The following is a 22,080-nucleotide window of genomic DNA, read 5'->3' as shown; positions in this document are numbered from 1 at the left end:
TTTTCTTTTTTCGCCTGCCGCGCCATGACTGCGGCATGAACGCCGACGACAAGATCATCATTACCGACGATGCGGTGATTAATCCGGGCGACCTGCACGAGGACTTCATCCGTTCGTCGGGGCCAGGCGGCCAGAACGTCAACAAGGTGGCGACGGCGGTGCAATTGCGCTTCGATGCCGCCAATGCGCCAGGCCTGTCGGAGCGGGTGCGCGAACGGACCATCAAGCTCGCCGGCCAGCGCGCCACCAAGGACGGCGTCATCGTCATCGAAGCCGGACGCTTCCGCACCCAGGAGCAGAACCGGGCGGACGCCCGGGCGCGGCTGACGGCACTGGTCGCCAAGGCCGCCGAACCACCACCACCGCCGCGCAAGAAGACCAGGCCGTCCAAAGGCGCGGTCGAAAGACGGCTCAAGAGCAAGGCCGGGCGCGGCTCGATCAAGAAAATGCGCGGCCGGGTCGAGGATGACTGACAGCCGAAGCGGCCTGGGATCGAAGATCGCCGGTTAAAGCACGCAGCCACCGTCGGAGGCGGCTTTCGGGTCGCCGTTTTCACTTGACCGTGGCATTCTGATTTCTCCAGACCAATGGATCAAGCGCCGCGATGCTCGTACTGCCCAAAGGCGTCCGCCATATGCCCGGCTACCTGTCGCGCGCCATGCAGGACGTGCTGGTGGAAGATATCAGGCAGGTCGTGCAGGAGGCCCCGCTGTTCGTGCCGGCGATGCCGCGTACCGGCAAGGAGATGAGCGTGCGCATGACCAATTGCGGTCCGCTGGGCTGGGTCACCGACAAGGAGCACGGCTATCGCTACCAGCCGACCCACCCGGTGACCGGAAGGCCTTGGCCGGCGATCCCGGAGATGCTGCTCGAACTGTGGCGGAACGTATCCGGCTATGCGCATCCGCCGGAGGCCTGCCTGGTCAATTTCTATTCGCAGGATGCCAAAATGGGTCTTCACCAGGACCGCGACGAGAACGATTTCTCCGCGCCTGTCGTCTCGGTGTCGCTCGGCGACGATTGCCTGTTCCGGGTCGGGCAGACGACGCGCGACGGCGCCACCAAATCGTTCAGGCTGAAGAGCGGCGACGTCGTCGTGCTTGGCGGCGAAGGCCGGCTCTGCTTTCACGGCGTCGACCGTATCTACCCGTCGACCTCGGCATTGCTCAGGAGTGGCGGCCGCATCAATCTGACGCTGCGACGGGTGACGATGCCGAAATAGGCCGTTCGGGTGGCCGATCGCCCGGGCGGACATAATCGTCGCGCAGATAGATGCGCTCGGTCTCGTCCTCGACGAGAATGCGGTAGTGCGCCAGGATGGCGTCAAAGCCAAAACGCCCCATCAGTTGGCTTGTCCACATTGTGTTGTTTTTCTTGAAGACGATGACATCCGGGCGCAGACGCGCGAACTCTTCGCGTTTGCTTTCGACGTAGCGTACCATGATGGCCTGGTAATGGATGGCTTCGGCGGTGTCACCCGAGAGGGCTGCCTGCCGGGACAGGGAAAGTGCGAACGCTCCAAGCCAATCGCTGACGTGGGTCGAAACGAATTGCCCATCGATCATACGGTTCAAGGGATGTCCCGAGGAAATATCCGAACTGACCAACGCCACGGTCGGTCGATCGGTGGCGGCGCGAATGGCGGCAACCAGCGCCGGCCCTGGTTTCTGGGTGCTCCAGTACGGCAAGAAGGCGATTGCCACCGCCGCCAGTGCCCAAGCTCGCGAAGGAGCCGTCACGAACGCCAACAGCTTCGACGGCTGCTGCACGATCCTGGGCACCGCCAGCAGGCAGAAAATGGCCGCCACGGCGCAAAAGATCGCGGGATAGGCATGATAAGAATAGCCTTTCGCTTGGTAGAACAGGGGAAGCATGCCGGCGATCGATGCCGCCAACGCCACCGCCGCCAGCTCTGGAAACCCCCCGGCAGGCCACAGCCACCAGATCAGGAAGACAAGGAAACACCATGGGAAACCGTAGCCGGTCACAATCGGCCAAAAGATGCCGATCTTTCCATAAACATCCGCCAAGAGGGGATAGACGTCGCGCAGGAACTCCGGATGGATGAGCGTGACGGTGCTGAGATAGACAATGCAGATGGCGCCAATAACCCAGTGTTCCGGGGCGAAGATCGGTTTCAGACTGCGCCGGCGCACTGCAACGACCAACGCCGGCGCCAACACCATGATCGCATAGTAGGGCTTGACCAGCAGCAGAATGCTGCCCGACAGGCCGGCGAGTAAGGCAAGCCCGATGCTTGGTTGGGCAGCTGCGTCTCTGCGCGCGCGCCAGGCATGAAGCGCAAGCAGCGGCATGAAAAGCGCCGTGCCGATATGCTCCCGCTCGCTGAAGGCGTTGCCGGGGAAGATCACCAACATTGCGCAAAACGCCGGCCCCAGTGCAAACAGCGATGCAGTTTCAGTGAAACCCGCGCGCTTGACGATCACACCCGAGAGCGAAAGTCCGATGAGCACGGCAAGATAAGTCCAGGCCTCAACCAGGATTTCCGGGGCGGTGCCCAGCAATCTGGCCGCAGCCACTGGCGGCAGATAGAGCCAGACGCTGAATGGAGGATTGGTCTCGTAGATTTGCGAGTAAAGCCGCTCACCGGACAGCATGCGCTCGCAGACCGTGATCAGCCAGCTGGTGTCGGTAACAGTTCCCCAACGTTGCTGCCAGACGATCGAGAAGACCGTGACGGCGGCAATGGCCAGGACATTGCGGCTAGGAAGCAGCGACGCCGCGATATCCCGGCCGCGCCACCGGCTCAAGCCGTCAATGTCGTTCGAGACGCTCATGATGTTGCACCGAGGCTCTCGAGATCGAGCCATATGTCGTCGAGCGGAGCGATTGGATCCAGCCGTGCCATGGTTTCTGGAAGCCTCCTCAATCGGTTTGGAGCGGCGCGGGCGCCGTATAACGAAGATAGACAGTGATTTCCGGCTCGGCGTGCAGCAGACGATAGTCGGCCAAAGCGGCAGCGATCCGCTTGTCCTGCAGCATCTGGGCAGTCCACGCGGGCGAGCCTGACAGCACGATGTCGGGTTTCTTCGCTGATATCTCGGCGGCGTTTTCGCCGATCACCCGATCGCGGATGGTTTCAAGTTCCCGTCTCCGTTCGAGATCGCCGGTGACGAGGGCGAGCGTGTCCGCGTTGGAGACCGCCCAGGCGCTCGGATGGCGTGATATGAACCTGCCGCCGACCAGCCTGGCGAGGGGATGGGCAACCTGCATCTGGTCGGCAATCGACATGATGGTCGGGGTTTCGACCGTCGCGCGGATCGCGGCGACAGAGCGGTCGATCGGGCCGTTGTCCGTCGTCAGCGCCGCGTACTGTGCCCTGACCGCTATTTGCAGCACCAGCACGCAACCGAAGATCAGGGCGGCCTTACGAACGAAGCCTGCACTGCCGAATGTGCCGAACCGCAGCAGCTGGATGCCAAATGCAAGTGTTGCAACAACGACCATCGGCAGCGCGTGATTGGGCCAACCCTTGCCCATGATGATGAAGGCTGGAATGAACCCCAGTGCGGTCAGAAGCGGAATCCTGACGTCCCAGCTCGTCTTTCTCAGGCCGCCGGCCGCAAGCACGGTGGCGGCGGCCAGAAGCAGCACCACTTTCGGCCAGTTTGCCAGCATATCGGCGGCAGAGGCCCTCAACGGAAGATAGACCTCCCTGACCAAGGGCAGGACGTCGCTTAAATAGGCGCGGTCGAAGAGCGCGATGGATGCCGCATAGGCGGCCACGATCGTAGCGCCAACCAGGTTCTCTGCGACGAAGAGCGGTCTCAGCGACCGCCTTTCAAGCGCAAGACAGAGCGACGGCAACATGAAGGCCAGCACAAAATAGGGCGGCTTGACCATGACCACGACCGCCGCGCCGAAGCCCGCGACCATGTGCTCCAGAGGCGAGCCCGCGGCGAAATCCGGAGTCCGCTGACGTGTGCATTGCAACGCCAGCCAAGGCAGAATGGCAATCAACGCCAAGTGCTCGCGTTGGCCGAATTGATCCGGCATGAAACACAGGATCAAAAACAGGGCCGCCGCTGCCGCCCACAGCGCATGGGGCTGCCGGTAGACCGGTTCATCGCGCGCGAAAATGCGGACGGAAATGAAAATACTGGCCAGGCTCAGGCAAACGACTCCAAGCGTCAGCCAGAATTCCGCACGGATGCCGGTGAGCTTTTCCAGGAGCATGAGCGGCATGTAGAGCCAGATCGAGAAAGGTGGGTTGGTCTCCACGATGTCGGTGTTGAGCCGCTCTCCGCCAAGCAGGCGGTCGCAGACGACCAGAAGCCACGACACGTCGACATTGGTCGGAATTGCAACGGTGGATAGCCAGACGGCGTATGTGACGACCAGGCTGGCCAGCAGCAGCGGAGCACCCGCTACGCCCACAAAGGGCGAGAAGCGGTTGGCGCCGGGCAGCAGTTCACTGACGGATCGCGCGCTAGAGACCACGAAACACCCACCGCCCGAGGACGACATAGTTGATGACCGGCACGGCAATGCAGGTAAGCAGGATCGGGATTGCGGCAGGGACGCCGAGCATCTGGGTCAAAAGCCCCGGCAGGGCGATTGCGACAGCGAGACCGGAAGCGGTGAGCAGGAGGAAGCGAGGCAGTTCCATCGCGTGGCTGCCGCCCGAGGTAAAGGTGAAATATTTGTGCCCGGTGTAGGAGAACAGCGCGGCGACGGCGTAGGCCGCAAACGATGTGAGCGCCGCCGGCAGGGCCGCCGTTGCCTGTCCACGCGACAGCAGGAAAGCGCAAACGGCGTAGATCAGCGTCGACGCAATGCCAATCAGCGCAAAGCGCGATAGTCGACGATACGAGCCGGTGCCCATGACGCGGTCAAGCTGCCAATTTCTCGTCGAGGCGACCGGTTTCGACGGCGCTGTCCTTGCGGAACACCGCCAGCAGCGAAACGCCGAAGGGCAGGCTTGCATTTGGTATGATGCGGCCTTCCGCCGAAAACACTGCCTTCATCACTGCATTCAGTGGTTTCGGCGGCGTGGCATGGCCGGCTGGCAAGGCCGACTTGCGCAACCTATCAACCAGTCGTGCCAGCGCCGCTACCGGAAAGAGCGCGGCATTTGTGTAGCTCAGCCGGTCGATCGCGAAACCAGCCTTTTCAATTCGTTGACGCAGCAGATCGCGCGAATAGCGCCGCATATGATGCAGCCCCACATCATGCGTGCTCCACAACCATTGGTGTGCGGGCACCGTAAGGACGACGCTGCCGCCCGGTTTCAGCATTTGGCGGATCGCGGCAAGCGATGCCTCGTCTTCAGCGACATGTTCCAGCACGTCGAACAGACAGACGAGGTCGCAGCTTTGCGGCACGACAGGAATGTTGTCCGGCAGATGTCCGGCGAGGAAGTCGCGGCTGGTCTTTTCCCGGGCAATCCTGCGCGCGAGATCACTCATCTCGACTGCCGTCACGGCGCCGAACTGCTCCAGCATCCGGATGTTGCCGCCGGTGCCGGCGCCGATCTCGACGATGCGCGCGTTTTCAGGCAGGCCGATGCTGCGAATGACCGCCTCGGCGATGGCGCGACGCCCGCAGAACCACCAATGCTCGTCTTCGGTGGCGGCCATCTGTCGGTAGGCGTCGATCTCCATCAGCTCATTCCCTCATATTTGCGGCGCACGATGTAGATCGGACGCTGCTTGATCTCGGCATAGACCCTGCCGAGGTATTGTCCGATGATGCCGATGCCGAGTAACTGGATGCCGCCAAGGAAAAGAACACTGACCAGCAGCGAGGCGTAGCCGGGCACATCAACGCCAAAGATCATAGTCTTGGCGACGATCAGCACGCCGTAGAGGAACGACAGCGCGGAAATCGTCGCGCCGACATAGGTCCAGATTTCAAGCGGAGCGGTGGAGAAGCTGGTGATGCCTTCGAGCGCGAAGTTCCACAGCTTCCAGCCGGAGAATTTCGACTGGCCGGCGATGCGCTGATCGCGGATATATTCGACGCTTGCGGTGCGGAACCCGACCCAGGCGAACAGGCCCTTCATGAAACGACGGCGTTCGGGCAAAGACCGCAGCGCCTGGATGACCTGGCGGTCGATCAAACGAAAGTCGCCGACATCGTGCGGGATCTTCTGCTGCGCGATCCAGTTGTGAACGCGGTAGAACATCGAGGCGGAGCGTTGCTTGAGAAAACTGTCGCTCGACCGGTTGGCTCGCTTGGCAAGAACGACCTCGAAACCCTCGCGCCACTTTTCCACAAGCAGCGGAATGACGTGCGGCGGATCCTGCATATCGACATCCATCGGGATCGCTGCATCGGCATCACAGCTGTCGAGACCCGCGGTCATCGCAGCTTCCTTGCCGAAATTGCGCGAAAGGTCGATTACCTGGATGCGTCGATCGGTTTGTTGGGCTTCGATCAGCTTTTCGAGCGTCGTATCGCTGCTGCCGTCGTTGACGAAGATGAACTCGAGGGCAACGCCTTTGTCCTTCAGCGGCGCAGTGCTTTCGCACACCGCCTTGAGGAATGGAGCAATTGCGCCTTCCTCATTGTGGACAGGCACGATCAGGGCAATCGTTGCGGCGCCGCTGCCCGGATGTGCGATTCGGTCAGCTGCCGACCGATCAATGTTTAGGAATGGCGCATTCATTTGTTTGCCGAGCCCGCAGATCAGGCCCGACAATAGAAAGACTGGGTTAAGATGACTTTAAGAAATGTCCCGGGATTTCACAGTTTCCTGAGCGCCACTTCCTCGACCAGATGGTTGGCGCCCTTGCGCAGGATGAGATCGGCTCGGGCGCGGGTCGGCAATATGTTCTCGCGCAAATTCTTCAGATTGATGTTGGTCCACAGGCCCTCGGCGATGGCGCGGGCCGCATCCTCGGAAAGTTGCGAATAGCGGTGAAAGAAGGAGGCCGGGTCGCGGAAGGCGGTTTCGCGCAGCCGCATGAAGCGGGCGATATACCAGTGATGGATCAGCGCCTCGTCGGCATCGATGTAGATGGCGAAGTCGAAGAAATCCGACAGGAAAGGCACGATCTTGCCGTCCTTCGGCAGCTTGCCCGGCTGCAGGACATTGATGCCTTCGAAGATCAGGATGTCCGGCCGGTCGATAGTCTGGAACTCGCCCAGAATGACGTCATAGGTCAGGTGCGAATAGACCGGCGCGCGGACGTTGCGCTGCGCCGATTTGATGCCGGACAGGAAGCGCAGCAGCGCGCCGACGTCGTAGCTGTCGGGAAAGCCCTTGCGCTCCATCAGATTGTTGCGGCGCAGGACTTCGTTCGGCAGCAGGAAACCGTCGGTGGTGACCAGGTCGACCTTGGGACTCGACGGCCAGCGCGCCAGCAGCTCCTTTAGCACGCGCGCCGTGGTCGATTTGCCGACCGCCACGGAACCGGCAATGCCGATGATGAACGGTGTCTTGGCCACATCCAGCGCGTTGAAGAAGGCCTGGCGCTGCCTGAACAGGAGTTGACTGGCTTCGACATGAGCCGACAACAGCCGTGACATCGAAAGGTAGATGCGCTCGACCTCGTGGAGATCGACCGGATCGTTCAGCGACCGCAGACGATGGATCTCGTCTGCGGTCAGCGTCATCGGCGTATCGGCGCGGAACCGCGACCATTGCTCGGCCGAGAAGAAACGATAGGGTGAATACTTCTCGGTAGGAGCGAGTTGGTCCATCGAGTTCCTCCGCAGCGATCAGCCCCGGTCCAGCCGAGACGCCTTTTCGGCGATGCCCGAACGACCGGTACGGCGTTCAAGCTCGTTGAGCACATCGCTCAGCGGAATGTCCGCTATGCCGAGAACGACAAGCCAATGATAGATGAGATCGGCGCTTTCCGAAACAAGCGCGTCCCGGTCGGCGCTGATGGCTGCGATCACCGTTTCGACCGCCTCTTCGCCGAGTTTCTGCGCTGCCTTGCTCATGCCACGCTGAAAGAGCTTGGCCGTCCACGAATCCGGATCGCCGGAACGCGCGCGTTCGCCAATAATCTTCTCCAGATCGGAGAGCGAGAACTCAGTCATGACGGCGTTTACAGCCTCTTCTTAGCCGGAAAGGCTCTAGGACCGATTACCCGGCGAGTCCAGCCGCATCGGCAGTCCGGCCTGCGCCATATGCAGCTTGGCTTCGGCGATGCTGTAGGTGCCGAAATGGAAGATCGACGCCGCCAGCACCGCGCCGGCATGGCCGTCGCGAATGCCTTCGACCAGGTGGTCGAGCGTGCCGACGCCACCGGAAGCGATGACCGGCACGCGTACGGCGTCGGCGACCGCACGGGTAAGCGCTATGTCGTAGCCGGACTTGGTGCCGTCGCGGTCCATTGATGTCAGCAGGATCTCGCCGGCGCCGAGATCGACCACTCGCCAAGCGAACTCGACGGCATCGATGCCGGTCTTCTCGCGGCCGCCATGGGTGAATATCTCCCAGCGATCGGCCTCGCCCGCAGCGGACACCTTCTTGGCATCGATGGCGACGACGATGCACTGGTTGCCGAACTTGTCGGCAGCCTCGGCGACAAAATCGGGGGTCTTCACCGCCGCCGTGTTGATCGACACCTTGTCGGCGCCGGCCAGAAGCAGCTTCCTGATGTCGGCGACCTGACGGACGCCACCGCCAACGGTCAGCGGCATGAAACACTGTTCTGCGGTGCGGGCGATGACATCGAAAATGGTCTCGCGGTTTTCCGACGAGGCGGTGATGTCGAGAAAGCAGAGCTCGTCGGCGCCGGCAGCGTCATAGGCTTTTGCCGCTTCGACGGGATCGCCGGCATCGACCAGGTCGACGAAATTGACACCCTTGACGACGCGGCCGTTCTTGACGTCGAGACAGGGAATGACGCGGGCTTTCAGCATCAGATCCTCCCGATCTCCGCAAGAAAATCGACAAGCAGCTGGCCGACGACGGGCGGAACCTCAGACTGGGAATCAAAGGCCGGGTCGTAGGCCGAGAGCGTCACGCCGACAATCGGGATGGACCTGGCCAGTCCGCAGGCAAGCTGCCGTAGCTGTTCCGGGCTCGGACCGCCCGGATGCGTGTAGCGGTTCACCTGCAACACATCCGGATCGAGGACATCCAGGTCGAGATGCAGATGCGCCCGCACAGTCCCTGCCGCCGTGAGCTTTCCGACCATATCGAGTGCACCGGCACATTCGCTGCGCACGATCGGCAAGGTTTCCAGCAGGCGCTTTTCGTCGGGATCGAGGTCGCGGGCATCGACCAGCATGCAGCGCGCCGGGTCTATCGGCCGGAACCCCGGAATCGCTGCCGCCATCGGACGCCAGCAGAGCCCGAGCGTCGCCGCCAGCGCCATGCCGTCGAGAAAGCCGTAGGCCGACGTCTCCGGCGTGTTGAGATCGCCATGCTGATCGATCCAGATTATCGAATCCGCGGCTTCACCGGCAACCGCACCGGCGGCGGTCAGGCAATTGCCAGTAAGGATAATGGGGAAGCGTCCTCCATCGCGGGCGAGGCTAACCTTGGTCGCGACGGCGTTGCAGACGGCAAAGCCGGTTGCGATTTCGCGCCCCTGCTCGTCTCCAACCTTGCCGATATCTTCGACGGCGACGTCATGGCCAGCCACGGTCAGGGCTTCGACGAGCCCACCGCCGACGATGGCGTCCGGCCCCTCGCCGCACCCTTCGTGATAGTGCCCGCTGTCGTAAGGAGCGAGGATAATCGAGACTTTCATGATAACGCCCCTGCCATCGGCTTGCCGCGCAGGATCGCCAGTGCCTCGGCCGGATCGATGCGGCCGTCGTAGAGCGCGCGGCCGGAGATCGCGCCTTCGAGCTTCTGCGCATCGGGCATGGTCATGCGCACGATGTCGGCGATCGAGGCGAGCCCGCCCGAGGCGATGACCGGGATCGACACCGCCTCGGCGAGATCGATGGTGGCGTCCCAGTTGATGCCGGTCAGCACACCGTCGCGGTCGATATCGGTGTAGATGATGGCGGCGACGCCGGCACCCTCGAATTTCCTCGCCAGTTCAATGACGCCGAGGCTCGAGGCCTCGGCCCAGCCTTCGACCGCGACCTTGCCGCCCTTGGCGTCGATGCCAACGGCAATCTTACCCGGGAATGCCTTGCAGGCCTGCCTGACCAGATCCGGATCGCGCACCGCCACGGTGCCAAGAATGACGCGGGCCAGCCCACGGTCGAGCCAGTCCTCGATCTGTGCCAGAGTGCGGATGCCGCCGCCGAGCTGCACCGGATTGCTTGTCGCCTTGAGGATGGCGCCGACCGCCGCGCTGTTGACGCTCTGGCCCTTGAAGGCGCCGTTGAGGTCGACGACGTGCAGCCATTCGAAGCCCTGCTCTTCGAAGGCGCGCGCCTGAGCCGCGGGATCTTCATTGTAGATCGTCGCGGTCGCCATGTCGCCATGCCTGAGGCGCACGCATTTGCCGTCCTTGAGGTCTATCGCCGGAAACAGAATCACCTTCAGGCGCCTTCGACGATGACAAAGTGGCCGGTCGAGCCGGCGAGCCTGTACTTCAAGGCCTCCTGGTACTCAGGCGAGCCGTAGCATTCCATCGCCTTTTCATAGGATTCGAATTCCACCAGCACGTGGCGATTGCCTGTCGGCCCTTCTGGGCTGGTATACCGCCCGGCGCGCACCGGGAACGTCGCGCCGTATTTCGCGAAAGCCGCGGCATTGGCCTCGATGTACTGCTTGTAGATCTCGGGATCGTGGACATCGACCATTGCCATCCAATAGCCCTTCTTGCTCATGATTCAGGGCCTCCAGCCTAGGAAATTGGTGATCAGCGCCAGGCCCAACGCCTGGCTCTTCTCGGGGTGGAATTGCGTTCCGGCAAGGTTGTCGCGGGCGACAGCGGCCGTTACCGGGCCGCCATAGTCGGCAACCGCCAGCACCTCATCCTCCTTCCGTGCGTCGAGATGGTAGGAGTGGACGAAATAGGCGTGCAGTCCCTTGCCGCCCGTCGCAATGCCGGAAAACAGCGGATGCTTGCGCTTCAGGTCAATCGTGTTCCAGCCGATCTGCGGAATCTTCAGTGTCGGATCGGCCGGCGTGATCTCCTTGACGTCGCCGGCGATCCAGCCAAAGCCCTTTGTGACGGTCTTTTCCAGGCCCCGCTCCGACATCAGCTGCATGCCGACGCAGATGCCGAGGAACGGCCGAGCCTTGGCGATCGCCACCTCCTCGACCGCTTCCCACATGCCGGCGACCGCACGCAGTCCAGCGGCGCAATCGGCATAGGCGCCGACGCCGGGCAGGACGATGCGGTCGGCCGTCCTGACCCGCTCGGCGTCGGCGGTGAGTTCGATCGCGGCGGCGATGCCGGCTTCATGCGCGGCGCGCTCGAAGGCCTTGGTGGCCGAGCGCAGATTGCCCGACCCGTAGTCGATGATCGCGACCCGCATCTCAGGGCTTTCCCGGAATATGGTTCAGCCCCAGCGCCAGGCCCATCTGCGCCGGCCGGGCATGTGCTGCGTCGGGGACGATGCGCTGCACCGTCGGTTGTTCATCCGACTGGGCATCGGCTTCCAACACATAGCGGATGTCGGCGTCGTCGAGCCTGTCCGCCTCGACCACGCCCCATTCATGCCAGCCGCGACGGCGCAGGGCTGCGATCCGCAAGCCCTGCCCTTCCAGTCCGACAAAGAGCATGACAAGCAGGGATAAAAGCGAACCGGTTGTTTCCAGGCTCAGCCGTTCGCCCAGCATCGACAGCAGGCCCATGGCGACAAACGCCGACGCGGCCTCGACCCATAGCCGGTGCCAGGCCAGCCACAGCGGCGGCAGCAGAAAGCCGAGCCAGGCAAAGCCGTCACGGACAAAGATGGTGTCCGCGCTTTCGCTGCGGCCTGGCGGCTCCATCACGACGTAGATGGCCATGGCGCTACCCTTTCAGGGATCCCTTGGTGGAGGGAACCGCGTCCGGCTGGCGCGGGTCGCGCTCAAGTGCCGAACGCAACACACGCGCCACGGCCTTGAAGCAGGTCTCGGCGATGTGGTGGTTGTTGGCGCCGTAATGATTGGTGACATGCAGCGTGACGCCGGCATTCTGCGCTAATGCGTGGAAGAATTCGCGCACCAGCTCGGTGTCGAACGCACCGATCTTCGGCGACGAGAATGAAACATTCCAGACCAGAAAAGGCCGGCCGGAGACATCGATTGCCGCCCGCGTCAGTGTCTCGTCCATGGCGAGGTCGATCGAGGCGTAGCGCATGATGCCGCGCCGCTCGCCCAATGCCGTGGCCAGCGCCTGCCCAAGCGCGATACCAGTATCCTCGACCGTGTGGTGGTCGTCTATGTGCAGGTCGCCCTTGGCCTTCACCGTCATGTCGATCAGCGAATGGCGCGACAACTGGTCCAGCATATGGTCGAAGAAGCCGACGCCCGTCGAAATGTCGGATTTGCCCGAGCCGTCGACCTGAACCGACACCGAGATGTCGGTTTCCTTGGTCTTGCGGCTTATCTCGGCGGAACGGGGCGCCATGACCTCATCCTTGTCTCAGATTTTGCACCATTCAGGCGTTCACATGCCTGAAAACGAAAGCCTTCTAGCAGCATGATCCGGCGATTGCCAGTTACCGCTGCGGAGCACAGTCCGGCCCGGCGGATGGCCGGTTTGCAATCGTCCGGCCTATGCATACATATGGCCGATCAAGTCACTCGTAACGCGCCGATCGCCTCGATGGGATCGGTGCTGATCGGAGCAGAAAATGTCGAATGAACTGACCATGCATGCCACGACCATCCTGACCGTGCGCAAGGGCGGCAAGGTGGTGATCGCCGGCGACGGCCAGGTCAGCCTCGGCCAGACCATCATGAAAGGCAACGCCAAGAAGGTGCGCCGCATCGGCAAAAGCGGCAACGTCATCGCCGGTTTCGCTGGCGCCACCGCCGATGCCTTCACGCTGCTCGAGCGGCTGGAAGCCAAGCTCGAACAATATCCCGACCAGCTGACACGCGCCTGCGTCGAGCTCGCCAAGGACTGGCGCACCGACCGCTATTTGCGGCGGCTGGAAGCGATGATGCTGGTGGCCGACAAGTCGGTGTCGCTGGCGCTGACCGGCACCGGCGACGTGCTGGAGCCCGAATTTGGCGTGATGGCCATCGGCTCGGGCGGCAATTACGCGCTGGCAGCGGCACGCGCGCTGATGGATAGCGACAAGGGTGCCGAGGAGATCGCCCGCAAGGCGATGCAGATCGCGTCAGACATTTGCGTCTACACCAACAACAGCTTCGTCGTCGAAACTCTCGATGCCGCCTGAGCGGAGCCTCCGCTATGGTTTTCGGCCGGTGACCGAGAGGGACCTGCCGATGATCGCCGGCTGGCTTGCCGAGCCGCATGTCGCCGAATGGTGGAACGACCCAGAAACCGGGATTGCGGAGATTCGCGAGCATATCGACAGCATTTCGGTCGAGCCGCTGATTGTCGAGCTCGACGGAAAGCCCATCGGCTATTTGCAGAGCTACGATCCGCATCTGGAGGACGGCCATCCCTATAGCGACCAGCCGTTCGGCACCCTCGGCATCGATCTGTCGATCGGCGTGCCGGAGCTTGTCGGGATCGGCCACGGCTCGGCGATCGTCCGGCAGTTCGTCGAGCAGCTTTTCGAGGAAGGCACGCCGCGCGTCATCATCGACCCGGACCCCGCCAATGCACGGGCTATCCGGGCCTATGAAAAGGCCGGTTTCAGGGCTATCGATCGCAGGAAGTCGGAATATGGCGATGCCGTGCTGATGGCGATTGATGCCCCAGAGGGTGATGCCGGACAGGGTGATGCCGGACAGGGTGACGCCGAACAGGGTGACTCAGAAGAGGGGCAATAGCAGCATGAGCGTTTCCAGCGACAAAACCGTCTCGGCCTACGAAGACAGCTGGCGAATGGGGCTTCTGCTGGTTCTCGGCCTGGTCATCTTCCAGGCCGGGGTCCTCTACGGCATGGGGCGGACGCCGATCTGTACCTGCGGCTACGTCAAGCTGTGGCACGGCATCGTGCAGAGCTCCGAGAATTCCCAGCATATTTCCGACTGGTACAGCTTCTCGCACATCATTCACGGTTTCCTGTTCTATGCGCTGGCGTGGTTCCTTTTCCCGCGCTCGCCGATCGGGCTCAGGCTGGCCTTTGCGGTGGTTATAGAGGGCGGCTGGGAGCTGCTCGAGAACAGCCCTTTCATCATCGATCGCTATCGCGCGGGCACGATCTCGCTCGACTATTATGGCGACAGCATCATCAATTCGGTGTCGGACACGCTGGCCATGGTGCTGGGGTTTGTCATGGCGCGAAGGCTTCCTATATGGGTGATCGTAACCCTCGCCCTCATCTTCGAATTCGGTGTCGGCTATCTCATCCGGGACAATCTGACACTCAACGTGATCATGCTGCTGCATCCGTTCGAGTCCATTCGGCAGTGGCAAAGTGGAATTTAGTGACATGAGCACCTTCTCTCCCCGCGAAATCGTTTCGGAACTCGACCGCTTCATCATCGGCCAGAAAGACGCCAAGCGTGCCGTGGCGATTGCCTTGCGCAACCGCTGGCGCCGCCAGCAGCTCGAAGGCCAGATGCGCGAAGAGGTGATGCCGAAAAACATCCTGATGATCGGCCCGACCGGTGTCGGCAAGACCGAGATTTCACGCCGCCTGGCACGCCTTGCCGGTGCGCCTTTCGTCAAGGTCGAAGCCACCAAGTTTACGGAGGTCGGCTATGTCGGCCGCGATGTCGAGCAGATCATCCGCGATCTGGTCGAGATCGCCATCGGGCTGGTGCGCGAGAAGATGCGCGAGGACGTCAAGGCGCGTGCCCACATCAACGCCGAGGAACGGGTGCTCGAAGCGCTTGTCGGCAAGACGGCGAGCCCGGCCACCCGTGACAGTTTCCGGAAGAAGCTGCGCGACGGCGAGCTCGACAACAAGGAGATCGAGATCGAAGTGGCCGATACCGGCAATGGCGGCATGCCCGGTTTCGAGATCCCCGGCATGCCGGGCGCCAATATCGGCGTGCTCAATATCAACGACATGCTGTCGAAGGCGATGGGCGGCAAGAAGACCAAGTTGCGCAAGACGACCGTCAAGGAGTCCTACGGGCTGTTGATCAGCGACGAGTCCGACAAGCTGCTCGATCAGGACGAAGTGGTGCGCAGGGCACTTGAATCGACGGAGAACGACGGCATCGTCTTTCTCGACGAGATCGACAAGATCGCCTCGCGCGAAGGCGGCATCGGTGCCGGCGTTTCGCGTGAAGGTGTGCAGCGCGACCTGCTGCCGCTGGTCGAAGGCACCACGGTTGCGACCAAATACGGACCGGTGAAGACCGACCACATCCTGTTCATCGCCTCGGGCGCGTTCCACGTCGCCAAGCCCTCCGACCTGCTGCCGGAATTGCAGGGCCGCCTGCCGATCCGCGTCGAGCTGCGGGCGCTGGAAAAGGACGATTTCGTCCGCATCCTCACCGAGACCGAGGCCAGCCTGATCAAGCAGTATATCGCGCTGATGAAGACCGAAGGCGTCGACCTGGTCTTCACCGATGACGCCATCGATTCGCTGGCCGGCATCGCCGTGGACCTCAACGCCAGCGTCGAGAACATCGGCGCCAGGCGGCTGCAGACGGTGATGGAGCGGGTGCTTGACGACATCTCCTATGACGCGCCGGACCGTAACGGCACCTCGGTGACCATCGATGCCGCCTATGTCGAGAAGCATGTCGGCGACCTCTCCAGGAACACGGATCTGTCGCGTTTCATCCTGTAGGAGACGCTCCATCCTCGAAGAGGCCGGGGAATTGCTCCCGGCCTGCCTGATACGGCCCGGCATTCCCGATGTGTGGCCAAATGGAAGCATCCGGCAAGCTTTCGTCCCCTAGGGTGCAGGCGTCTCTCGACTCCCGGTGGAGCATTACCTAGTTTGCCGGCGATTATCTGGGCGGCGGCGCATGAAAAAACTGATCCTCGTCATTTTGGGGCTGACGCTGGCGGCAGCCATGTTCGCCGCGCAAGCGGCAACGATGGTGCCGCCGGGCAACCGCAACACCGAGCAGCCCGACATACCAGGCGCGTCGAGCCGGCGCACCCAGGCGACCAACACCACGTTCCAGGCGAAATACCGCAAGGTCTTTGCGCTGCTCCAGAACGATGCCGAGCTGCGCGGCAAGATCAAGCAGGCGGCCGCGGCCTATGGCATCGACCCAATGCATATCGTCGGCGCCATCGTCGGCGAGCACACCTATAACGTCGACGCCTATGACCGACTGCAGACCTACTACGTCAAGGCGATCTCGTATCTGTCGAGCAAGCTCTCCTTTGCCTATGATGGCGAGGACATCACCGACTTCGTGCAACGGCCGCAATTTGCGAAATGCGCAGGGAAGTCCGACAGCTACGATCTGTGGGAGTGCCGCGAACAGGTGTGGAACCGATCGTTCCGCGGCAAAACCGTCAACGGCGAGAGCTTTCCCAACGACCGCTTCGGTGCCACTTTCTTCCAGCCTTATTATGCCGGCCAGACTTTTGGCCTTGGCCAGCTCAATCCGCTGACGGCACTGCAGATGAGCGACCTCGTGCACAAGGTTTCCGGCCTGCCGCAGCTCGACGTCGGCGACCCGAACGCGGTCTACAAGACCATCATGGATCCTGACCTGACACTGCCTTATGTCGCGGCGACGATCAGGAAGTCGATCGACGCCTATAAAAGCATTGCCGGCTTCGACATCTCAGGCAATCCCGGCATCACGTCGACGCTCTACAATGTCGGCAATCCCGAACAGCGCGCCTATGCACTGAAAGCCGAGAACGACAAGCGCCGCGCTGCGGGCGACCCGGAAAAGCTGCCTGAGGAAAATTACTATGGCTGGCTGGTCAACGACAAGCTGCCGGAGCTGAAGGCGCTGTTTTAAGGCGAACGCGTCCGGCCAACTATCCACGCGGCGGATCAAGCCGCCAGCAGCGACTTTAACTTGACGGTCTGCGAGCCTAGCGCTTCCGGCGCCGGCTTTGCCTGCTTTGCAATCAGCATCTCGGCCAGCCTTATGTCGCGGGCGACCGCGTTGCCGGGGCCGATGCCGCTTGCCGCAACCAGCCTGCCGTCCTCGGCGAGGTGGAACAGGATGAAGGCGCCGTCGCCGAGGTCGCGGCGCACGATGCCGCGGCCTTCGTCCGACAGCCCGGCGATCTGCAAGGTCAGGCCGTACTGATCCGACCAGAACCACGGCACCGCCGCATGGGACTCGCCGGCGCCAAGCATATTCCTAGCGGCGAGCGCGCCCTGCTCCTGTGCATTGCGCCAGGCTTCGAGCCGCACGCGCCGGCCGCCATAGATGGCAAGCGGAAACGAGCAGCAATCGCCGGCGGCAAAGATGTCCGGGTCGCTGGTGCGAAGCTCGGCGTCGACGGCGACACCATTGTCGATGGTCAGCCCCGCCTCCGCGGCAAGTCCCGTCACCGGCACGGCGCCGATGCCGATCACGGCAAGATCGGCGACAATGTCGTGTCCACCGGCGAGCGCGATGCGCACTTCCGCGCCATTATCGGCAATGGCGGCGATGGCCTCGCCGCACAGGATTTTGACGCCTTCGGCTTCATGCGCCTGATGGATGATCTCGGCGATCTCGGCCGGCACGCCGCGCATCAGAATGCGCGGCTGCGCCTCGATGACTGTGACCGCCGCGCCCAGTCTGCGTGCCGCCGCGGCAAGCTCAAGCCCGATGAAGCCGCCGCCAATGATGGCGATGCGATTTCCGGCGCTGAGATGGGCGCGAATGGCCAGCGCGTCGTTGAAGGTCCGCAGATAGACGCAGCGCCCGCCAAGGCCCGGCATCGATAGCTTGCGCGGCACCGAACCCGTCGCCAGCAGGAGCTTGTCGTAGGCCAGGACGGAACCGTCCGAGAGGCGCACGACATGCGCCGCGCGGTTGATTGCCACGGCCTGAACCGAATGGACATGCCTGACCGATCTTTCGGCCAGGATCGCCTCACTGGCGATCGCCTTGAGCAGGGGCGCGTCAGCGACCATCGCGTCTTTCGACAGCGGCGGCCGCTCATAGGGCAGGTGCGGCTCGTCGCCGACCAGGGTTACCGGGCCATCATAGCCGAGCTCGCGCAGCGCAAGGGCGGCGCGCCCGCCGCACTCGCCGGCGCCAATGATGACCATTCCTTCCCTCATCATCAACCGATCCGGACAAGGACTTTGCCGGCGTCGACTTTGACCGGATAGGTTCTTAGATCGACGCAGACCGGCGCACCCCTGGCAACCCCAGTCTTGTAATTGAAGCGGCCATTGTGCTTCGGGCATTCGATGATATCGTCCATCACCAGCCCGTCGGCCAGATGCACCTTCTCATGCGTGCAAAGCCCGTCGGTGGCGAAATACTCGTCGTCGGGGCTGCGATAGATGGCAAAGGTGCGACCGCCATGGTCGAAGCGCATCACGTCCTCTTCGTCGATGTCCCCGGCGTCACAGGCCTCGACCCAGTCGCTCATTTGCGCCTTCCCCGATTCTTGGTGCCCCGGCATGGGCTTGTCATTCGGCAGCCATCGCAGCGGCAGCGTTATCGTTGTGGAAATCCTCGCGATAGGGCCTCGCCGTCGGCGGCAGTTCGCGCTTGATGAAATAATCCTCATTGCGCAGCTGGCGCAGGAAGGCCGGTATCATCTCGCGGTAGCCGGCCAGGATGGACGGTGTCGGCGCCGGCAGATCGTGCCTGATCAGTTCGTGCAGCCTGGGCAGCGCGTGATAGGGCACCATGGGAAACATGTGATGCTCGACGTGGTAGTTCATGTTCCAGTAGATGAAGCGGCTGATCGGGTTCATGTAGACGGTGCGGCTGTTGAGCCGGTGATCGGTGACGTTTTCAGCCAGGCCGCCATGCTGCAGCAGGCCGACCATGACATGATGCCAGGCACCGTAAAGCCTGGGCAGACCGACCAGCATCAGCGGCAGGAACGAGCCGGTATAAACCGCCAGCGCGACGGTCGCGGCATAGATTGCCGTCCAGATGCGGGCAATGCGGATTGCCCTCGGCCGCTCCTGCTCGGGAATGAAGGTTCCTTCGGCCGGGCTGATGATGCCGGCTGCATTGCGCAGCATGTCGCCTATCGCATGCCAGGCATCGAGAATACCGACGAAGTTGAGCACCACGCGCAGCAGATCGGGCGGCCGCATGACCGAGATCTCCGGATCGCGGCCGACGATGATGGTATCGGTGTGGTGGCGCGTATGGCTCCAGCGCCAGGTCACCGGGTTCCGCATGATCATGAAGCAGGCGATCTGGTAGACCGCGTCGTTCATCCACTGCGTCCTGAAGGCGGTGCCGTGGCCGCATTCGTGCCAGCGTGAATCGGTGGAGGAACCGTAGAGGACGCCGTAGACGAAGAAGAACGGCACGCACCACCAGCTGCCCCAGAACCAGGCGGCGCCGGCGCCGCTGAGGATCATGGTGCCGAGCCAGATGATGGTATCGCGGATCGCCGGGCCGTCGGAGCGCTGCATCAGCTCCTTCATCTGCTTGCGCGGCACGTCGGTGTGATACCACTCGGCCGCCGCCAGCCCGCTCTCGACGGCGAGCTTCGCGTCGCGGCCGATCAGGCTGTAGTCGCGTCGGGACGCTGCTGCGGGGGTCGTGTTCCCGGTTCGGAGTCCAATATCCACCATGGCGGAGGCCTCGATCATATTCGGTCAGCGTTCAAAATAGCGCCGAGCCCTGATAGGCTCAATATCACAAAGATAGTTTCTATCATTTTCCATCAGAATAGTGTAAAGGGAGTCGGAAAGTAGAGCGAGGCAGCGATGGCGAAACGGCCGACAATCACCGACCTGGCACGCATTTCGGGGGTCAGTGTTGCCACCGTCGACCGGGTGCTGAACAACCGTTTGCCGGTGCGCGAGGAAACCGCACGCCGCGTCTATGAGGCCGCGACCAGCATCGGCTATCACGCAGCCGGATTGATCAAGCAGCGGATGCGCCATGAATTGCCCGAATACCGGCTAGGGTTCCTGCTGTTGCGGCGGGAGGATGTCTTCTACAGTGAATTTGCCCGCGAGCTTGAACTGGCTGTGTCGCAGTCGCCGCGCTTTCGCGGCGTGGCGACCATCGACTTCGCCGCTTCGCTGGCGCCGGACGAGATCGTCGAGCGGATGCGCAAGCTGGCGACCAAGTCCAGGGCGGTCGCCCTGGTCGGGCCTGATCATCCGACGCTGACGGTCGCCGTCGAGGCTCTCAAAGCCAATGGCGTACCGGTGTTCTCCCTGCTTTCCGACTTTGCGTCCGGTATTCGCGAGGGCTATGTCGGCCTGGACAATCGCAAGGTTGGCCGCACCGCTGCCTGGATGATCTCAAAGGCCGCAAAGAGACCTGGCAAGGTCGCCCTCTTCGTCGGCAGCCATCGCTTCCACGGCCATGAGCTTCGCGAGATCGGTTTTCGCTCCTTCTTTCGCGAGCAGGCGCCGGAATTCACTCTCCTCGAGACATTGGTCAATCTGGAAGCGAACCAGATCACGCATGATGCAATGATCGAGCTTCTGGCCCGCCACCCCGATCTCGCCGGCTGCTATGTCGCCGGTGGCGGCATGGAAGGCGCGATCTCGGCGCTGAGGGAAGCAAAGCCGGCTGAGATGCCGGCGGTCGTCTGCAACGAGATCACGCCCGACTCGCGCGCGGCGCTGGCGGATAATTTCCTGACGATGGTGATCTCGACGCCACTGGCGGCGCTTTGCCGCGAGCTTGTCGGGCTGATGGCGCATGCCATCGAGACCGGCGCTGCGAACGCGCCGGGCCAGACCTTTCTGCCCTTCGACATTTATCTGCCGGAAAACATCTGACGTCGCGGTCATCGGCGGCAGACATGATGTAATCTATCAGAACACTTTCAGGCCTGACTTGCCAGAGCGTCGGTCTAAAAGTGCTCGAAATGCCGAAAATCCATTCCTCATGGCGAAATCTCGCTTGACGCCCACGCGAAATGGAATAAATATTTCACCAACTGAGCATTTTGGTTCTTTCGTTCCGGAAGATCTGTTTCAGGCAAATGCCTCCGGAACTAAAAATGGCAATCGGGAGAGAATTCCCTGCGAGATCGGGGATTCCGGGTAGATCGGTGCAGCCGGACACCAATGTGGAGGAGAAATAAAATGAAAAAACTGCTTTTAGGCGTCGCGTTCGCGGCGCTGATGAGTTCGTCCGCCTTTGCTGCCAAGATCGGCGTGTCGATGGCGTTGTTCGATGACAATTTTCTCACCGTGCTGCGCAACGGAATGATTGAGCAGGCCAAGGGCATGGACGGCGTCGAGCTGCAGGTGGAGGATGCGCAGAACGACGTCGCCAAGCAACTCGACCAGATCAAGAACTTCGCCGCCTCGGGCGTCGACGCCATCATCGTCAACCCGGTCGACACCTCGGCCACCCAGGCGATGTCGGACGCAGCCGCCGCTGCCAAGATTCCACTGGTCTATGTCAATCGCGAGCCGGTCAACGTCGACACGCTGCCCGACAACCAGGCCTTCGTCGCCTCGAACGAAGCCGATTCCGGCACGCTCGAGACCAAGGAGGTCTGCCGCCTGTTCAAGGAAGCCGGCAAGAAAGAGGCCAACGTCTATGTGATCATGGGCGAGCTGTCGAACCAGGCCGCGGTGCAGCGCACCAAGGACATTGACGACGTGATCGCCACGCCGGAGTGCAGCTTCATCAAGATCATCGACAAGCAGACGTCGAACTGGAAGCGCGAAGAAGCGCAGAACCTGATGACCAACTGGCTGTCGACCGGCAAGCCGTTCGACGGCGTCATCGCCAATAATGACGAAAGCGCCATCGGCGCCATCCAGGCGATGAAGGCCGCCAACATCGACATGAAGTCGGTTGTCGTCGGCGGCGTCGACGCTACCCAGGATGCGCTTGCGGCGATGCAGGCGGGCGACCTCGATGCGACGGTGTTCCAGGACGCGGCCGGCCAGGGTGCCGGCGCGCTTGACGCAGCGCTCAAGCTGGCGAAGGGCGAAAAGGTCGAGCACAAGGTCTACATCCCGTTCCAGCTGGTCACGCCGGCAAATATCGACAAGTTCCTGAAGAAGAACTGAGGCGGACCTGTCCGATACGGAGCGGCGCGCCAAAGTAAGACAGCGCCGCTCCGCTTTTTC

General features: G+C 62.3%; 26 protein-coding genes. 9 read left to right on the top strand and 17 right to left on the bottom strand.

The features are described 5' to 3' along the window. Window positions 1-35: 35 nt before the first annotated feature. Window positions 36-473, top strand: a complete 438-nt coding sequence (arfB, locus tag AC0L2X_RS12915; protein ID WP_352911699.1) for an alternative ribosome rescue aminoacyl-tRNA hydrolase ArfB — start codon at window positions 36-38, stop codon at window positions 471-473. A gap of 131 nt (window positions 474-604) precedes the next feature. Beyond that, entirely contained in the window at window positions 605-1,222 is a 618-nt protein-coding gene (locus AC0L2X_RS12910; RefSeq protein ID WP_473599870.1) for an alpha-ketoglutarate-dependent dioxygenase AlkB family protein, read from the top strand. Here AC0L2X_RS12910 and AC0L2X_RS12905 read toward each other — a convergent pair. The 14 genes from AC0L2X_RS12905 to hisB all read right to left on the bottom strand — a co-directional run bounded on the left by AC0L2X_RS12905 (window position 1,185) and on the right by hisB (window position 12,449). Continuing rightward, entirely contained in the window at window positions 1,185-2,798 is a 1,614-nt protein-coding gene (locus AC0L2X_RS12905) for a hypothetical protein (protein WP_473599869.1), read from the bottom strand. The genes AC0L2X_RS12910 and AC0L2X_RS12905 overlap by 38 nt on opposite strands. An 88-nt stretch (window positions 2,799-2,886) precedes the next feature. After that, window positions 2,887-4,461, bottom strand: coding sequence for a hypothetical protein (locus AC0L2X_RS12900; RefSeq protein ID WP_473599868.1), 1,575 nt, complete (start codon window positions 4,459-4,461; stop codon window positions 2,887-2,889). Beyond that, window positions 4,451-4,846: a GtrA family protein gene (locus tag AC0L2X_RS12895; RefSeq protein WP_023677541.1), complete on the bottom strand. Its 396-nt coding sequence runs from the start codon at window positions 4,844-4,846 to the stop codon at window positions 4,451-4,453. The genes AC0L2X_RS12900 and AC0L2X_RS12895 overlap by 11 nt, the downstream gene beginning before the upstream one ends. Window positions 4,847-4,853: 7 nt before the next feature. After that, window positions 4,854-5,624: a class I SAM-dependent methyltransferase gene (locus AC0L2X_RS12890; protein ID WP_473599867.1), complete on the bottom strand. Its 771-nt coding sequence runs from the start codon at window positions 5,622-5,624 to the stop codon at window positions 4,854-4,856. Continuing rightward, window positions 5,624-6,544 (bottom strand): glycosyltransferase family 2 protein, encoded by a 921-nt coding sequence (locus AC0L2X_RS12885; protein ID WP_473599866.1) that lies wholly within the window; start codon window positions 6,542-6,544, stop codon window positions 5,624-5,626. The genes AC0L2X_RS12890 and AC0L2X_RS12885 overlap by 1 nt, the downstream gene beginning before the upstream one ends. 164 nt (window positions 6,545-6,708) lie before the next feature. After that, window positions 6,709-7,668, bottom strand: coding sequence for a type I pantothenate kinase (coaA, locus tag AC0L2X_RS12880; protein WP_473599865.1), 960 nt, complete (start codon window positions 7,666-7,668; stop codon window positions 6,709-6,711). Between the two features lie 18 nt (window positions 7,669-7,686). Further along, a complete protein-coding gene (locus AC0L2X_RS12875; RefSeq protein WP_473557089.1) occupies window positions 7,687-8,013 on the bottom strand; it encodes a phosphoribosyl-ATP diphosphatase in 327 nt (108 codons plus the stop codon). 36 nt (window positions 8,014-8,049) lie between these two features. Continuing rightward, window positions 8,050-8,844 (bottom strand): imidazole glycerol phosphate synthase subunit HisF, encoded by a 795-nt coding sequence (gene hisF, locus AC0L2X_RS12870; RefSeq protein WP_352863106.1) that lies wholly within the window; start codon window positions 8,842-8,844, stop codon window positions 8,050-8,052. Next, window positions 8,841-9,677 (bottom strand): arginase family protein, encoded by an 837-nt coding sequence (locus AC0L2X_RS12865; RefSeq protein ID WP_473599864.1) that lies wholly within the window; start codon window positions 9,675-9,677, stop codon window positions 8,841-8,843. The genes hisF and AC0L2X_RS12865 overlap by 4 nt, the downstream gene beginning before the upstream one ends. Continuing rightward, entirely contained in the window at window positions 9,674-10,423 is a 750-nt protein-coding gene (gene hisA / locus AC0L2X_RS12860) for a 1-(5-phosphoribosyl)-5-[(5-phosphoribosylamino)methylideneamino]imidazole-4-carboxamide isomerase (protein WP_473599863.1), read from the bottom strand. The genes AC0L2X_RS12865 and hisA overlap by 4 nt, the downstream gene beginning before the upstream one ends. A 2-nt stretch (window positions 10,424-10,425) precedes the next feature. Then, window positions 10,426-10,716, bottom strand: a complete 291-nt coding sequence (locus AC0L2X_RS12855) for a DUF1330 domain-containing protein (protein ID WP_352464684.1) — start codon at window positions 10,714-10,716, stop codon at window positions 10,426-10,428. A 3-nt stretch (window positions 10,717-10,719) separates the two neighbouring features. Further along, window positions 10,720-11,370 carry an imidazole glycerol phosphate synthase subunit HisH gene (hisH, locus tag AC0L2X_RS12850; RefSeq protein WP_352505976.1) on the bottom strand — a complete coding sequence of 217 codons (651 nt, stop codon included), beginning with the start codon at window positions 11,368-11,370 and terminating at the stop codon, window positions 10,720-10,722. Window position 11,371: 1 nt separating this feature from the next. Beyond that, entirely contained in the window at window positions 11,372-11,845 is a 474-nt protein-coding gene (locus AC0L2X_RS12845) for a DUF2628 domain-containing protein (RefSeq protein WP_473599862.1), read from the bottom strand. A gap of 4 nt (window positions 11,846-11,849) precedes the next feature. After that, entirely contained in the window at window positions 11,850-12,449 is a 600-nt protein-coding gene (gene hisB / locus AC0L2X_RS12840; RefSeq protein WP_473599861.1) for an imidazoleglycerol-phosphate dehydratase HisB, read from the bottom strand. A gap of 226 nt (window positions 12,450-12,675) precedes the next feature. Between hisB and hslV the strand changes: the two genes are divergently transcribed. The 5 genes from hslV to AC0L2X_RS12815 all read left to right on the top strand — a co-directional run bounded on the left by hslV (window position 12,676) and on the right by AC0L2X_RS12815 (window position 16,849). Then, a complete protein-coding gene (gene hslV / locus AC0L2X_RS12835) occupies window positions 12,676-13,227 on the top strand; it encodes an ATP-dependent protease subunit HslV (protein ID WP_352490478.1) in 552 nt (183 codons plus the stop codon). Continuing rightward, window positions 13,217-13,789, top strand: a complete 573-nt coding sequence (locus tag AC0L2X_RS12830) for a GNAT family N-acetyltransferase (protein ID WP_473599860.1) — start codon at window positions 13,217-13,219, stop codon at window positions 13,787-13,789. Before hslV ends, AC0L2X_RS12830 begins: the two co-directional genes overlap by 11 nt. Before the next feature lie 4 nt (window positions 13,790-13,793). Next, on the top strand, window positions 13,794-14,390 hold the full coding sequence (locus tag AC0L2X_RS12825; protein ID WP_254815925.1) for a DUF2585 domain-containing protein: 597 nt from the start codon (window positions 13,794-13,796) through the stop codon (window positions 14,388-14,390). A gap of 4 nt (window positions 14,391-14,394) precedes the next feature. Beyond that, window positions 14,395-15,708: an ATP-dependent protease ATPase subunit HslU gene (gene hslU / locus AC0L2X_RS12820; protein WP_352490482.1), complete on the top strand. Its 1,314-nt coding sequence runs from the start codon at window positions 14,395-14,397 to the stop codon at window positions 15,706-15,708. A 181-nt stretch (window positions 15,709-15,889) separates the two neighbouring features. Continuing rightward, window positions 15,890-16,849, top strand: coding sequence for a DUF1402 family protein (locus AC0L2X_RS12815; protein ID WP_473599859.1), 960 nt, complete (start codon window positions 15,890-15,892; stop codon window positions 16,847-16,849). 35 nt (window positions 16,850-16,884) lie between these two features. On the opposite strand, the gene AC0L2X_RS12810 is transcribed toward AC0L2X_RS12815, so the two are convergent. From AC0L2X_RS12810 to AC0L2X_RS12800, 3 genes are read right to left on the bottom strand one after another with little or no spacing between them, the layout of a single operon-like run. Next, window positions 16,885-18,114: an NAD(P)/FAD-dependent oxidoreductase gene (locus tag AC0L2X_RS12810; RefSeq protein ID WP_473599932.1), complete on the bottom strand. Its 1,230-nt coding sequence runs from the start codon at window positions 18,112-18,114 to the stop codon at window positions 16,885-16,887. A gap of 2 nt (window positions 18,115-18,116) precedes the next feature. Beyond that, window positions 18,117-18,431: a MocE family 2Fe-2S type ferredoxin gene (locus AC0L2X_RS12805; protein ID WP_473599858.1), complete on the bottom strand. Its 315-nt coding sequence runs from the start codon at window positions 18,429-18,431 to the stop codon at window positions 18,117-18,119. A gap of 40 nt (window positions 18,432-18,471) precedes the next feature. Then, a complete protein-coding gene (locus tag AC0L2X_RS12800) occupies window positions 18,472-19,602 on the bottom strand; it encodes a fatty acid desaturase family protein (RefSeq protein WP_473599931.1) in 1,131 nt (376 codons plus the stop codon). A gap of 135 nt (window positions 19,603-19,737) precedes the next feature. On the opposite strand from AC0L2X_RS12800, the gene AC0L2X_RS12795 reads away from it, so the two are divergent. Continuing rightward, window positions 19,738-20,769, top strand: coding sequence for a LacI family DNA-binding transcriptional regulator (locus tag AC0L2X_RS12795; protein ID WP_473599857.1), 1,032 nt, complete (start codon window positions 19,738-19,740; stop codon window positions 20,767-20,769). 309 nt (window positions 20,770-21,078) lie between these two features. Continuing rightward, window positions 21,079-22,020: a sugar ABC transporter substrate-binding protein gene (locus tag AC0L2X_RS12790; RefSeq protein WP_352490485.1), complete on the top strand. Its 942-nt coding sequence runs from the start codon at window positions 21,079-21,081 to the stop codon at window positions 22,018-22,020. The last annotated feature ends 60 nt before the right edge of the window (window positions 22,021-22,080 follow it).

This window comes from Mesorhizobium sp. WSM4828 (genome assembly GCF_055811175.1).
The sequence above is the reverse complement of the archived record's forward strand: the minus strand, read 5'-3'. Positions and strand labels throughout refer to the sequence as shown.